The following is a 15,646-nucleotide window of genomic DNA, read 5'->3' as shown; positions in this document are numbered from 1 at the left end:
AATGGGGCAGGACTCAATTCATCCCGGGCAGCTGAACCTTGGGCTTCACGTCGTTTTGCACAACGGATGCCAATGGTGCGACCACGCCCTGACTTTTGAGCAATTCGCCCATGGTCGCCTTGATTCGGTACTGAGTAAATAACTGAATGTTTTTGATCTCGGCCAGCCGACGGGAAGCGCTGAACAGCTCGTTTTCACTGTCGAGCAGATCAAGCAAGGTGCGTTCGCCGAGGCTGAACTGCTTCTGATAAGCACTGCGTACACTGGCGCTGCGATCGACATACTGCTGGGCGATCGGCACTTGGGCATTGGCGTTGTTCAAGGCATTCCAGGCCAGGCCCAGTTCTTCATTCAGTACGCGCAGGGCGTTGTTGCGAATATCCAGCGCCTGGTTCGACAAATAGGACTTGGATTCCAGATCAGCCTTGTTGCTGCCACCAGCGAACAAATTGAAGCGCATGCGCAGCATGGCCTGCCATTCGTTGTTGTGACCGTTCTGACCATCGAGATCGTTATCGGCGGTGCGACCCAGTTCGGCATCGAAGCGCGGGTAGAAGCTCGACTTGGCGGCTTCATACTGCTTCTCGGCGGCAGCGATATCGGATTCGGCGGAGCGCAGGATCGGGCTGTTTTCCAGCATCTGCGCCCGGGCTTCATTCAGATTGGCCGGCAACAGCGCCATGAAATCGGCAGGCCGCTCCAGTTGATCGGGCATCTGGCCGACGGCGCTGAGGAAGTTGGTTTCGGCATCCGCCAGGTTGGTCTGTTCAGTGATCAGGTTGTTGCGGGCCTGGGCCATACGCGCGTCAGCCTGATCAAGGTCGGCGCCGCTGCCCACGCCGCGCTGGGTGCGCAACTTGATCTGGTCAAGAATCCGTTCGTGGTTCTTCAGGTTGTCTTCGGCCAGGCGCACGAATTCGCGGCGGGTCAATACATCGAGATAGACCTGAGCGACGGTCAGCCCGGTACGTTCCGAAGTACCCAGCAAGGAATAAGCGCGGGAATTAACGGTGGCTTGTTGACGCCCCACTTCGCTGGACGTCGCAAAACCGTCAAACACCATCTGCGACAGACGTAAACTTGACTCGCTACGATTCAGCGTTTCCCAGTGATTGTTGTTGCCGGCGGCGCGGGTGGTGACGCTGTCGGTGCCTTCACGACCATAACCGCCCAGCAGATCGACCCTCGGCAGGTATCCCCCTTTGGCGGCCTTTAACTGATAATCCGCGGCCAATCGGCTGTTAACCCCTGCCTGAATTTCCGGATGGACGTCCAGCGCCTGCTGCATGGCCTGCGGAAGGCTTTGCGCCTGAACAAAGCTGGCGGCAAGGGCGAAGGGTAGAACCTTGAACAGGTGCAAACGCATAGTTGGATTTTCCCGGGACTTCTTGTCTTGAATCACTGCAGAACGTGGCGCTGCATCGGATGATGGCAACCGGAATGACCGTATGTCGGAAAGTTCAAAATCGGAACTGGGTCACACACTGTAGGACAGGTCGCCGCTTAAATATCAATGTGACATTACTTGGACGATTGTTTAGGATGGCTTCCATAAGGTCAATAGTTTGGCATAAAGTTAATTTCGAAAAAATATAGCCAAATTATTGACGATTACGCGTCAAAGTTATGCACCGAATATTTTGAAAGTACGTCCAGCCCCGATCGGCGAACACGCTGACCGGTTCATGGAGGTCAACTGAACGTGACACCCGGAGAGTCTTCAATGAGCAGTGTTGTTGCCATCGTCAAAAGCATTGTTGGTCAGGTTTTCGCGGTGTCGCCAGAAGGCATCCGCCGCGTACTCGTTGAAGGCGACCGGTTGTTGGTCGGCGATCAGGTAGACACTGGTGCCGCCGGCGCCATTACGCTCGAACTGGCTGATGGCCCCACCCTGGACCTGGGCCGCGACACTCAGTGGAGCGGCAGCGAACCGGATTCCAGCACCAACCTTGCGCAAGCCACTGCACAAGCCGCGCCATCGGTTGACGAATTGCAACAAGCCATCGCCGCCGGCGTCGACCCGACCACCGCTCTTGAAGCCACCGCGGCCGGCCCTACGGCTGCGAGCGGGGGCGGCTCTGCCGGTGGTGGCCACAGCTTCGTGGCCCTGGAGGCAACCGCTGCCCGGGTCGACCCAACCATTGGCTTCCCGACAGAGGGTCTCGCCACTGCCGCGCTGGCAACACAAGACACCACCGGCGGTCAGACTGCCGATACCAGCACCAATGCCCTGCGCCAATCGACCCTGAGCCTGAGCGCCACGCCGACCATCACCGAGGCCGGTGGCGTGCTGGTTTACACCGCTACCCTGACCCAGGCGCCGCTGACCGACCTGACCATTACCCTGTCCAACGGCTCGGTGATCGTGATTGCAGCCGGTCAAACCACCGGCACCGTCAACGTTCCGCTGGCACCGAACGACACTGTTTATAACGATCCGACCCAGATCAACGTGACCGTCACCGGCACCACCGGCGGCAGCGGTATAGTGGTCACCCCGCCGACTACTCCGGCCGTGACCCAGGTCACCGACACCGTCGACACCACCACCGTCACACTGTCAGCGGGTTCGACCGTCACCGAAGGCGGGCAGATCACCTACACCGCGACGTTGACCAACCCGGCGCAGACGCCGGTCACCGTCACTCTGTCCAACGGTTCGACCATCACCATCGCCGCTGGCAACACCACCGGCAGCGTCAACGTTCCGACGCCGGCCAACGACGTCTACAACAACGGCAGTACCGTCAGCACCACCATTACCGGCGCGACTGGCGGCAACTTCGAAAATCTAGTGCCGAATCCAACCCCGGTCGTCACCACCATTACCGATTCCGCCGACACCACCACCGTCACGCTGACGGCGGGCTCGACCGTCACCGAAGGCGGTCAGATTACTTACACCGCGACCCTGACCAACCCGGCGCAGACACCCGTCACCGTCACCCTGTCCAACGGTTCGACCATCACCATCGATGCCGGCCAGACCACCGGCAGCGTGAACGTTGCGACGCCGGCCAATGACGTCTACAACAATGGCAGCACCGTCAGCACCACGATCACTGGCGCTACCGGCGGCAACTTCGAGAACCTGGTACCGAACCCGACTCCGGCTGTCACCACCATTACCGATTCGGTCGACGACACTGGCCTGACCCTGTCCGCCACCGGCAGTGTCACTGAAGGTGGCCAGATCACCTACACCGCAACCCTGACCAACCCGGCGCAAACGCCGGTCACCGTGACCCTGTCCAACGGTTCGACCATCACCATCGAAGCCGGTAAAACCACCGGTTCCGTGAACGTCGACACCCCGGCCAATGACGTCTACAACAACGGCAGCACCGTCAGCACTACGATCACTGGCGCTACCGGCGGCAACTTCGAGAACCTGGTACCGAGCACCACGCCTGCCGTCACCACCATCACCGACTCGATCGACAACACCGGCCTGAGCCTCAGTGCCACCGGCACCGTCGTCGAAGGCGGCCAGATCACCTACACCGCCACCCTGACCAACCCGGCCGGCACGCCGATGACTGTGACCTTGAGCAACGGCTCGGTCATTACCATCGAAGCGGGCAAGACCACCGGCAGCGTGACTGTCGATACCTCTGCGAACGACGTCTACAACAATGGCAGCACCGTCAGCACTACGATCACCGGCACCACCGGCGGCAATTTCGAGCAACTGACCCCGAGCAGCGAGCCCGCGCTCACCACCATTACCGACTCGAAAGACGACACCGGCCTGAGCCTGTCGGCGTCCACCGAAGTGGCCGAAGGTGGTCAGATTCTGTACACCGCGACGCTGACCAATCCGGCCGGTACGCCGGTCACTGTGACCTTGAGCAACGGCGCGGTGATCACCATCGCCGCTGGCGCGACCACCGGCAGCGTGAGCGTCGATGCGCCTGCCGATGATGTTTATAAAGATGCCGGCAAGGTCGAAGTCACCATCGCGGACGCCGCCGGTGGCAACTTTGAGAACCTGGTGACGGACCCGGCGGCAGCGGTCACCGAGGTGACTGACACCCTCGACACTTCAACCGTGAATCTGACCGCGACGTCTACTGTCGCTGAAGGCGGGACCGTGGTTTACACCGCGTCCGTCAACGCACCGGTCACCGGTTCGCCAGTAGTTGTCACTCTGTCCAATGGCCAGACCATCACCATCCCGGTCGGCTCAAGCAGCGCCAGCGTCAACTTCACTGCGCCGAACGATGCGCTGGCTGGCGGCGGTTCCCTGAGCGTCAAGATTAATGACGCCAAAGGTGGTAACTACGAGAAGCTGGAAGTCGACGGCAAGTCGGCGGACACCTCGGTTACCGATACCGCGGACACCACCAACCTGTCGCTGACCGCGACCGGTGCCGTGGATGAAGGCGGACAGATCACCTACACGGCAACTCTGACCAATGCGGCCGGTACACCAGTGACCGTGACCCTGTCGAACGGCGCCGTGATCACCATCGAAGCGGGTAAAACTACCGGCTCCGTGACCGTCGATGCGCCAAAAGACGACGTCTACAAAGACGCCGGTACCGTCCAAGCAACCATCAAAGACGCGACTGGTGGCGGTTTCGAAAACCTGGTCGCCAGCGATGCACCGGCGGTCACCACCGTTAACGACACCATCGATACCAGCACCGTTTCGCTGAGTGCCACTTCGAGCGTCGCCGAAGGCGGCACCGTGGTTTACACCGCGTCCGTGACTTCTCCAGTGACCGGTTCGCCGGTGGTTGTGACCCTGTCTAACGGCCAGACCATCACAATTGCGGTCGGCTCGAGCAGCGGTTCTGTCGACTTCGTTACGCCAAACGATGCGCTGGCCGGTGGCAGCTCGCTGAGCGTGAAGATCGACGATGCGAAGGGTGGCAACTACGAGAAGCTGGAGGTCGACGGCAAGTCGGCCGACACCTCAGTGACTGATACTCCGGACACCACCAACCTGTCGCTGACCGCCAGCGGTTCGGTGGATGAAGGTGGCCAGATCACCTACACCGCGACTCTGACCAACGCGGCCGGCACACCGGTCACCGTGACCCTGAGCAACGGCGCCGTGATCACCATCGAAGCGGGCAAAACCACCGGTTCCGTGACCGTCGATGCGCCAAAGGACGACGTCTACAAAGACGTCGGCACTGTCGAAGCAACCATCAAAGACGCGACCGGTGGCAACTTCGAGAACCTGGTCGCCAGCGATACCCCGGCGGTCACCACCGTTAACGACACCATCGACACCAGCACTGTTTCGCTGACTGCCACCGCGAACGTCGCCGAAGGCGAAACCGTGGTCTACACCGCGACGGTTAATGCACCTGTCACCGGTTCGCCGGTGGTTGTGACCCTGTCCAACGGTCAGATCATCACCATCCCGATCGGTGAAACCACCGGCAGCGTGAACTTCGTCGCGCCAAACAGCCCCCTGGCAGGTGGCAGCTCCCTGAGCGTCAAGATTGACGGCGCTACCGGCGGCAATTACGAAAAACTGGAAGTCGACGGCAAGTCGGCGGATACCTCGGTGACCGACACCGCGGACACCACTACCCTCAGCCTGAGCGCTACCGATTCGGTCGCCGAAGGTGGTTCCATCGTCTACACCGCGACCTTGACCAACGCCGCCGGCACGCCGGTCACCGTGACCTTGTCGAACGGCGCGATCATCACCATCGCGGCCGGTGCGAATACCGGCTCCGTGACCGTCGATGCACCGAAGGACGACGTCTACAAAGACGCTGGTACCGTCGAAGCGACCATCAAAGACACGACCGGCGGCAATTTCGAGAACCTGGTCGCCAGCGATACACCGGCGGTCACCACCGTCAACGACACCATCGACACCAGCACTGTTTCGCTGACTGCCACCGCGAACGTCGCCGAAGGCGAAACCGTGGTCTACACCGCGTCCGTCAGCGCACCGGTCACCGGTTCGCCAGTCGTTGTGACCCTGTCCAACGGTCAGATCATCACCATCCCGATCGGTGAAACCACCGGCAGCGTGAACTTTGTCGCGCCAAACAGCCCCCTGGCAGGTGGCAGCTCCCTGAGCGTCAAGATTGACGGCGCTACCGGCGGCAATTACGAGAAGCTGGAAGTCGACGGCAAGTCGGCAGATACCTCGGTTACCGACACCGCGGACACCACGACCCTCAGCCTGAGCGCTACAGATTCGGTCGCCGAAGGTGGTTCCATCGTCTACACCGCGACCTTGACCAACGCCGCCGGCACGCCGGTCACCGTGACCTTGTCGAACGGCGCGATCATCACCATCGCGGCCGGTGCGAATACCGGTTCCGTAACCGTTGATGCGCCAAAAGACGACGTCTACAAAGACGCCGGCCAAGTTGAAGTGACCATCAAAGACGCCGCGGGCGGCAACTTCGAAAACCTGGCGACCAACCCGGCGACTGCGGTTACCGAGGTGACCGATACCCTCGACACCTCAACCGTGAACCTGACCGCGACGTCCACCGTCGCCGAAGGCGGCACTGTGGTTTACACCGCCTCCGTCAGCGCACCGGTCACCGGTTCGCCAGTGGTTGTGACCCTGTCGAACGGCCAGACCATCACCATCCCGGTCGGCTCGAGCAGCGCCAGCGTCAACTTCACCGCACCAAACGATGCGTTGGCTGGCGGCACCTCCCTGAGCGTCAAGATCGACGATGCGAAGGGCGGCAACTACGAGAAGCTGGAAGTCGACGGCAAATCGGCGGACACCTCGGTGACCGATACGGCAGACACCACAACCCTCAGCTTGAGCGCTACTGACTCGGTCGCTGAAGGCGGCTCCATCGTTTACACCGCGACCTTGACCAACGCCGCAGGCACGCCAGTAACCGTCACCCTGAGCAACGGTGCCGTGATCACCATCGCCGCCGGCGCCACCAGCGGTTCCGTAACCGTCGATGCGCCAAAAGACGACGTCTACAAAGACGCCGGCACCGTCGAAGTCACCATCAAGGACGCCGCAGGCGGCAACTTTGAAAACCTGGCCACAAGCCCAGCGGCGGCGGTCACCGATGTGACCGATACCCTCGACACCTCGACCGTGAACCTGACCGCGACGTCTACCGTCGCCGAAGGCGGCACCGTGGTTTACACCGCGTCCGTGTCGGCGCCGGTGACCGGCTCGCCGGTGGTTGTCACCCTGTCCAACGGCCAGACCATCACCATCCCGGTCGGCTCGAGCAGCGCCAGCGTCAACTTCACTGCGCCGAACGATGCCCTGGCTGGCGGCGGCTCCCTGAGCGTGAAGATCGACGATGCCAAAGGTGGCAACTACGAGAAACTGGAAGTCGACGGCAAGTCGGCGGATACCTCGATCACCGATACCCAGGACACCACTACCCTCAGCCTGTCGGCGACTGACGCGGTCGCAGAAGGCGGTTCCATCGTTTACACCGCGAGCCTGACCAACGCCGCCGGCACACCGGTCATCGTGACCTTGTCGAACGGTGCCGTCATCACCATCGCCGCCGGCGCGACTACGGGCAGCGTGACCGTCGATGCGCCAAAAGACGACGTCTACAAAGACGCTGGCCAAGTCGAAGTCACGATCAAGGACGCCGCAGGCGGCAACTTTGAAAACCTGGCCACCAATCCGGCGGCTGCGGTTACCGACATCACTGACACCATCGACACCTCGACGGTCAACCTGACCGCGACTTCGAGTGTGGCCGAAGGCGGGACCGTTGTTTACACCGCCTCCGTCTCGGCACCAGTTACCGGTTCGCCCGTGGTTGTCACCCTGTCCAACGGCCAGGTCATCACCATTGCGGTCGGCTCAAGCAGCGGTTCCGTCAACTTCGTTGCGCCAAATGATGCACTGGCCGGTGGCGGCTCGCTGAGCGTCAAGATCGACGATGCGAAGGGCGGTAATTACGAGAAACTGGAAATCGACGGCAAGTCGGCGGACACCTCGGTGACCGATACTCCAGAAACCACGACCCTCAGCTTGAGCGCGACGGACTCCGTGGCTGAAGGCGGTTCCATCGTTTACACCGCGACCCTGACCAATGCCGCCGGCACTCCGGTCACCGTCACGTTGAGCAACGGTGCAATCATCACCATCGCGGCCGGTGCGACTACCGGCTCCGTGACCGTCGACGCACCAAAGGACGATGTCTACAAAGACGCCGGCAAAGTCGAAGTGACTATCAAGGATGCTGCAGGCGGCAACTTCGAGAATCTGGCCACCAGCCCAGCGGCGGCGGTCACCGATGTGACCGATACCATCGACACTACGACGGTCAACCTGACCGCGACGTCCACCGTCGCCGAAGGCGGCACCGTGGTTTACACCGCGTCTGTCAGCGCACCGGTCACCGGTTCGCCAGTGGTTGTCACCCTGTCCAACGGCCAGACCATTACCATCCCGGTCGGCTCGAGCAGCGCCAGCGTGAACTTCACCGCGCCAAACGATGCGTTGGCCGGTGGCGGTTCGCTAAGCGTCAAGATCGACGACGCCAAGGGCGGCAACTACGAAAAACTGGAGATCGACGGCAAGTCGGCGGACACCTCGGTGACCGATACTCCAGAAACCACGACCCTCAGCTTGAGCGCGACGGACTCCGTGGCTGAAGGCGGTTCCATTGTTTACACCGCCACCCTGACCAACGCCGCCGGCACACCCGTGACCGTCACGCTAAGCAACGGCGCGATCATCACCATCGCCGCCGGTGCGACTACCGGCTCCGTGACCGTCGATGCACCAAAAGACGACGTTTACAAAGATGCCGGCAAGGTCGAAGTCACCATCAAGGACGCCGCAGGCGGCAACTTTGAAAACCTGGCGACCAATCCGGCAGCAGCGGTCACTGACGTGACTGACACCATCGATACTTCGACGGTGAACCTCACTGCGACCAGCGCTGTGGCTGAAGGCGGTACGGTGGTTTACACCGCGTCCGTCAGCGCACCAGTCACCGGTTCGCCAGTCGTTGTGACCCTATCCAACGGCCAGACCATCACCATCCCGGTCGGCTCAAGAAGCGCCAGCGTGAACTTCACCGCGCCGAACGATGCGTTGGCCGGTGGCGGTTCCCTGAGCGTCAAGATCGACGACGCCAAGGGCGGCAACTACGAAAAACTGGAGATCGACGGCAAGTCGGCGGACACCTCGGTGACCGATACTCCAGAAACCACGACCCTCAGCTTGAGCGCGACGGACTCCGTGGCTGAAGGCGGTTCCATTGTTTACACCGCCACCCTGACCAACGCCGCCGGCACACCCGTGACCGTCACGCTAAGCAACGGCGCGATCATCACCATCGCCGCCGGTGCGACTACCGGCTCCGTGACCGTCGATGCACCAAAAGACGACGTTTACAAAGATGCCGGCAAGGTCGAAGTCACCATCAAGGACGCCGCAGGCGGCAACTTTGAAAACCTGGCGACCAATCCGGCAGCAGCGGTCACTGACGTGACTGACACCATCGATACTTCGACGGTGAACCTCACTGCGACCAGCGCTGTGGCTGAAGGCGGTACGGTGGTTTACACCGCGTCCGTCAGCGCACCAGTCACCGGTTCGCCAGTCGTTGTGACCCTATCCAACGGCCAGACCATCACCATCCCGGTCGGCTCAAGCAGCGCCAGCGTGAACTTCACCGCGCCGAACGATGCGTTGGCCGGTGGCGGTTCCCTGAGCGTCAAGATCGACGACGCCAAGGGCGGCAACTACGAAAAACTGGAGATCGACGGCAAGTCGGCGGACACCTCGGTGACCGATACTCCAGAAACCACGACCCTCAGCTTGAGCGCGACGGACTCCGTGGCTGAAGGCGGCTCCATCGTTTACACCGCCACCCTGACCAACACCGCCGGCACTCCGGTCACCGTCACGTTGAGCAACGGTGCAATCATCACCATCGCCGCCGGTGCGACCAGCGGTTCCGTGACCGTCGATGCGCCAAAGGACGATGTCTACAAAGACGCCGGCAAAGTCGAAGTGACTATCAAGGATGCTGCAGGCGGCAACTTCGAAAATCTGGCCACCAGCCCAGCGGCGGCGGTCACCGATGTGACCGATACCATCGACACTACGACGGTCAACCTGACCGCGACGTCCACCGTCGCCGAAGGCGGCACCGTGGTTTACACCGCGTCTGTCAGCGCACCGGTCACCGGTTCGCCAGTGGTTGTCACCCTGTCCAACGGCCAGACCATTACCATCCCGGTCGGCTCGAGCAGCGCCAGCGTGAACTTCACCGCGCCAAACGATGCATTGGCCGGCGGCGGCTCCCTGAGCGTGAAGATCGACGATGCCAAGGGCGGCAACTACGAAAAGCTGGAAGTCGACGGCAAGTCGGCCGACACCTCGGTGGCCGATACCGCGGACACCACCAACCTGTCGCTGACCGCGACCGGCACCGTGGATGAAGGCGGCCAGATCACCTACACCGCGACCCTGACCAATGCCGCCGGCACACCGGTCACCGTCACCCTGAGCAACGGCGCCGTCATCACCATCGAAGCAGGTAAAACCACCGGCTCCGTGACCGTCGATGCACCGAAGGACGACGTCTACAAAGACGCCGGCACTGTCCAGGCAACCATCTCTACCGCCACCGGTGGCAACTTCGAGAACCTGGTGCCAAGCACTGCTCCAGCAGTAACCAGCATCACCGATACCATCGACACCTCGACCGTCACCCTGAACGCCACCGCTTCGGCAACTGAAGGCGGCACCGTCACTTACACCGCGACTGTCGGTGCGCCCGTGACGGGCAGCCCGGTCACCGTGTCCTTGGCCAACGGTCAGACGATCACCATCGAAGTCGGTAAAACCACCGGTACCGTGACCACCACCACACCGAACGATGCCTTGGCTGGCCATGCTCCGCTGACCAACTCGATCACCAGCGTCAGCGGCGGTAACTACGAGAACCTGGTGGCGGATAAAACGCCGGTCAGCACCACCGTGACCGACACCGTCGACACCACCAACCTCAGCCTGAGCGCGACCAACTCGGTCGCCGAAGGTAGCCAGATCATTTACACCGCGACCCTGACCAACGCCGCCGGCACTCCAGTGACCGTGACGTTGAGCAATGGCGCCGTGATCACCATCGACGCCGGCAAAACCACTGGCACCGTGACTGTCGATGCGCCGAAGGACGACGTCTACAAAGACGCCGGCACTGTCCAGGCAACCATCACTGGCACCACCGGCGGCAACTTCGAGAACCTGGTCACCAGCAATACCGCTGCGGTCACGACTGTCACCGACACGATCGACAAAACCGAAGTCAGCATCAACGGCAACACCTCGGTCACCGAAGGCCAGACCGCCAGCTACACCGTCAGCCTGACCCACCCGGCGCAGACCGAAGTAACCCTGAAAATCGTCTACAGCGGCACCGCCGCCGACGGTTCGGACTTCACCGGCGTGTACACCGTGAAAATCCCGGCGGGCGCCAGCAGCGCGAGCTTCAACGTCGCGACGCTGGACGACAAGCTCACCGAAGGCACCGAGAACTTCGTGGTCAAGATCGACTCGGCCACCGGCGGCAACTTCGAAAACCTCGCGGTCAGCGCTTCCAACGGCAGCGTCAACACCTCGATCACCGACAACGACGCCGCGCCGGTCCTCGACCTGGACGCCAACAACTCCAGCGGCGCCACCGGGGCCAACTACAACGTGACCTTCACCGAAGGCACTACCGGCCAGGGCGTCTCGATTGGCGACACCGACCTGAAAATCACCGACCCGGACAGCACGATGCTGACCGGCGCGACCATCGTGCTGACCAACCGTCAGCCGGGTGACGCGCTGAACCTGGGCAATAGCGTCAATGGCATCAGCATCAACGCCAACAGCCAGGACGGCACGGTCACCCTGACCCTGTCGGGCAACGCGACGCTGGCCGATTACATGCAGCAGATCAAAAACATCAGCTTCACCAACAGCAGTGAAGATCCGAGCACCGTGCCGCGGATCATCACGGTGACGGTGACCGATGGCAGCAACTACTCCAACACCGCAACCACCACTGTCAACGTGGTGGCTGTGAACGACGCGCCAACCGCCGCACCGGTTAACGTCACCGGCACCGAAGACACCCCGCTGATTCTCGGCTGGTCGACCTTCGGCGTCAGCGATGTCGACAGCCCTGCTGCCAACCTGGGGGTGAAAATCACTCAGCTGCCGGGCGACGGCAAGTTGCAGTACCTGGACGGTGCGACCTGGAAAGACGTGGCGACCAACCAGACCGTCAGCAAGGCCGACATCGACGCCGGCAAGTTGCGCTTCACGCCAGATGCCAACGAATCGGGCGTCGATGGCTACGGCGGCACCGGCGTGGGCAACAAACAGGCGGACTACGCGCAGATCAAGTTCCAGCCAACCGACGGTCAACTGCTGGGCAACACCGGCACGGTGAAAATCGACATCACACCGGTTGCCGACGCGCCATCCCTGAGCGTCGCGGACAACAGCGTCAAGTCCACCGGCCTGATCAAGGAAGTCTGGACCGGTCTGTCGGGCCTCGGCACCAATGGCAGCGGCGCGGCTACCGATACACTGAAATCGGTCATCGACGCCGCAGGCACCCCAAACTCCAGCAGCACTGTGACCAATGTACAGTCCAACGGCAGCGTCACCGCTGGCACTGCCTCGAAAACGTCCGGGCTGATTTACCTCGAAGCCGGCAAGACATACACCTTCAGCGGTACCGGTGACGACAGCCTGTTGGTGACCATCGGCGGTAAAAACGTGGCCGCCACCACGTGGGGCGCAGGCGGCAGTCTGAACGGTTCGTACACCCCGACCACCAGCGGTTACTACACCCTGGACATTTACCACCACAACCAGAGTGGCCCGGGCAGCTATGACGTCAACCTGTCGGTCAACGGCGGCGCGGCGGTCGACCTGAGCAGTGCCGACGTACCGCTGTACACTGGCGTGTCGGATCTGGCCGCTTCTGGCGTGACAGTGTCCGACCTGCACGGCACCAATGGCGAAGGCTACTACGACGGCTACAAACTCAACGAAGGCGCCGAAGGCACCAGCGTTCACCTGTCCGCGATCAAAACGGCACTGACCGACACCGACGGCTCCGAAAGCCTGAGCGTGAAGATCAGCGGCATGCCGTCGGGTTCGGTGCTCAGCGATGGCGCGGGCCACACCTTCACCACCACCAACGGTGAAGCCAACGTCACCGGCTGGAACCTCGGCACGCTGACCGTTACTCCGCCGCCGTACTACAACGGTCAGTTCACCCTGACCGTGACATCGACGTCCACCGAAGCCCAAGGCGGTTCGGCACTGAGTACCGCGCAGATCCCGGTCACGGTGTACCCGGCGGTTTACAACGCCACCACCGCCACAGCGGCCGACGACACCATCACCGGCACCGATGGCAACGACATCATGGTCGCGGACATCGGCGGGCTGACCGTGGTGCCGGGCACCAACTACAACATCGCATTCATGGTCGACAGCTCGGGCAGCATGAGCACTTCTTCGATCAGCGCCGCCAAGGATTCGCTAACCGCGGTATTCAACACCCTCAAGCAAAGCATGGGCGGTAACTCCGGGACGGTGAAAATCTTCCTGGTGGACTTCGATACCCAGGTCAACAAGTCGGTGTCGGTGAACCTGAATGACCCGAACGCACTGACCTTGCTCAAGTCGGTACTGGACTCGATGTCGTCCGGCGGCGGCACCAACTACGAGGACGTGTTCAAAACCACGGCCAACTGGTTCCAGAGTGCCGACGCGCTGGCCAACACCGGCGCGAAGAACCTCACGTACTTCATCACCGACGGCAAGCCGACCTACTACCAGAACGGTGAGCAGACCAACCCGACCTTGTACGGCAATGTGAAGCTCGATGACGTCATCACCACCACCAATTACAAGTTGGGGCAGACTTATTCCGGCTACCTGGACAGCACTCACTACCTGACCATCGACAGCGCCGGCAACGTCACGCTGCAGACTCAGAAAAACTCGGGGCACTGGAACAGTTCTGAACTGGGCACCCTTCATGCCGAGGGTAACGGCACCTACGAGCTGTCCTATCGCGATGGCAACGGCAGTAGCACCGGCTCCAACGCCATCGACAACTCCACTGACAGTTTTGCACTGCTGAACAACGTGTCGACAGTAGAAGCGATCGGCCTGAACAAGGACGTTACCCTCGGCGACCTCAAGCCGTACGACTCGGATCAAACGCCACAAACCAACATCGACCCGAAAGACCTGGCCAACTCGATCATCGGCCATACCGAAGCGACGATGCCAGGTGCCGACACGGTCAGCGGCGGCGACGGCAACGACCTGCTGTTCGGCGATCTGGTGAGCTTCAACGGCGTTGCCGGTGAGGGTTATCAGGCCATGCAGGCGTTCGTGGCCCAGCAGACCGGCGTCGACGTCAGCAAAGTCACCACCAGCAACGTGCACCAGTACATCACCGAGCACTACACCGAGTTCGACGTATCTGGCGCCCACGATGGTAACGACACGCTGCTGGGTGGCGCGGGCAACGACATTCTATTCGGCCAGGGTGGCAACGACCTGCTCGACGGCGGCAAGGGCAATGACATCCTGCTCGGCGGCAGCGGCAATGACTCGTTGATCGGTGGTCAAGGCAACGACATTCTGATTGGCGGTTCGGGTGCCGACACCTTCATCTGGAAGGCTGGCGATACCGGCAGCGACGTGATCAAGGACTTCAAGGCCAGCGAAGGCGACCGCATCGACCTGCGTGATCTGTTGCAGGGCGAAAGCGGCAGCACCATCGACAACTTCCTGAAGATCACCACCTTGGATGGCGTGTCGTCCCTGCAAGTCAGCTCCGCCGGCAAGTTCAACGGCGCCGACGCTGCAGCGGCCACCCCGGACGTGACGATCAAACTGGAAGGTAACAATTGGTCCAGCGCCAGCATCAACTCGTTGATCGCCGGCAGTGATCCGACCATCAAGATCGACCACAACAACAGCTGATCCGCGAACTGACGGCCGCCCAGACCGGGCGGCCGTCACGTTTGCGTCCACCTCACGGGTGACGATTTCGTCGTCACACCGCATACTCGCCGACGTTGGCCTATGCTGCTGACAGCACGACGCTGGTCCATTTCCGAGGGATGCTCAATGTTTTACGTGCAACGCGATGCGCAAGGTCAGTTGGTGCGCGTGGAAGCCACGGCCTACGCCGAGGCCACGGAAACGCTGCCGGCCGATCACCATGAAATCCAGGCCTGGTATGCCCACGAAGTGGTTGAAACCAGCCTCAAGCAGCTCAAGCAGAGCGACCTGGAAATGATCCGGGTACTCGACGACTTGATTCAGGTATTGACCCAAAAAGGCGTGATCCGCGTCACCGACCTGCCGGCCGCCGCGCAAGCCAAGCTGATGGACCGGACCCAGGCCCGTGAAGCATTGGGCGGGTTGAGCCAGTTGATCGATGATGATGAGACCGGGTTGATCTAACACCCGACGCCGATCGTTCCCACGCTCTGCGTGGGAATGCCTCATGGGACGCTCCGCGTTCCAGCCCCACCGCCGACGTTGCGCCAGGCACCATTGTGACGCGGAGCGTCACGGGCTGCATTCCCACGCAGAGCGTGGGAACGATCATCTGTGCTACCTCACGCTAAACCTCGGCCCGAGCCTGCATCTGCGGCGATTCAAGGTGAT

Annotated in this window: 3 protein-coding genes; 2 read left to right on the top strand and 1 reads right to left on the bottom strand. The window is 61.5% G+C overall.

Translation table 11 applies throughout. The features are described from left to right. Positions 1 to 13 precede the first annotated feature (13 nt). Complete coding sequence (locus tag AB7M22_RS27745; RefSeq protein ID WP_008014090.1) at positions 14 to 1,366, bottom strand: TolC family outer membrane protein; 1,353 nt, start codon at positions 1,364 to 1,366, stop codon at positions 14 to 16. A gap of 357 nt (positions 1,367 to 1,723) precedes the next feature. On the opposite strand from AB7M22_RS27745, the gene AB7M22_RS27740 reads away from it, so the two are divergent. Continuing rightward, positions 1,724 to 14,953: a retention module-containing protein gene (locus tag AB7M22_RS27740; RefSeq protein ID WP_454188389.1), complete on the top strand. Its 13,230-nt coding sequence runs from the start codon at positions 1,724 to 1,726 to the stop codon at positions 14,951 to 14,953. 147 nt (positions 14,954 to 15,100) lie between these two features. Then, positions 15,101 to 15,439 (top strand): hypothetical protein, encoded by a 339-nt coding sequence (locus AB7M22_RS27735; protein WP_008005691.1) that lies wholly within the window; start codon positions 15,101 to 15,103, stop codon positions 15,437 to 15,439. Positions 15,440 to 15,646 lie beyond the last annotated feature (207 nt).

Source organism: Pseudomonas sp. ADAK2 TE3594 (assembly GCF_053628675.1).
This window is presented reverse-complemented; position numbering and strand designations above follow the sequence as displayed.

Coding starts and splice junctions, on each gene's coding strand:
- AB7M22_RS27745 (WP_008014090.1), bottom strand. CDS start 1,366: ATGCGTTTGCACCTGTTCAAGGTTCTACCCTTCGCCCTTGCCGCCAGC.
- AB7M22_RS27740 (WP_454188389.1), top strand. CDS start 1,724: ATGAGCAGTGTTGTTGCCATCGTCAAAAGCATTGTTGGTCAGGTTTTC.
- AB7M22_RS27735 (WP_008005691.1), top strand. CDS start 15,101: ATGTTTTACGTGCAACGCGATGCGCAAGGTCAGTTGGTGCGCGTGGAA.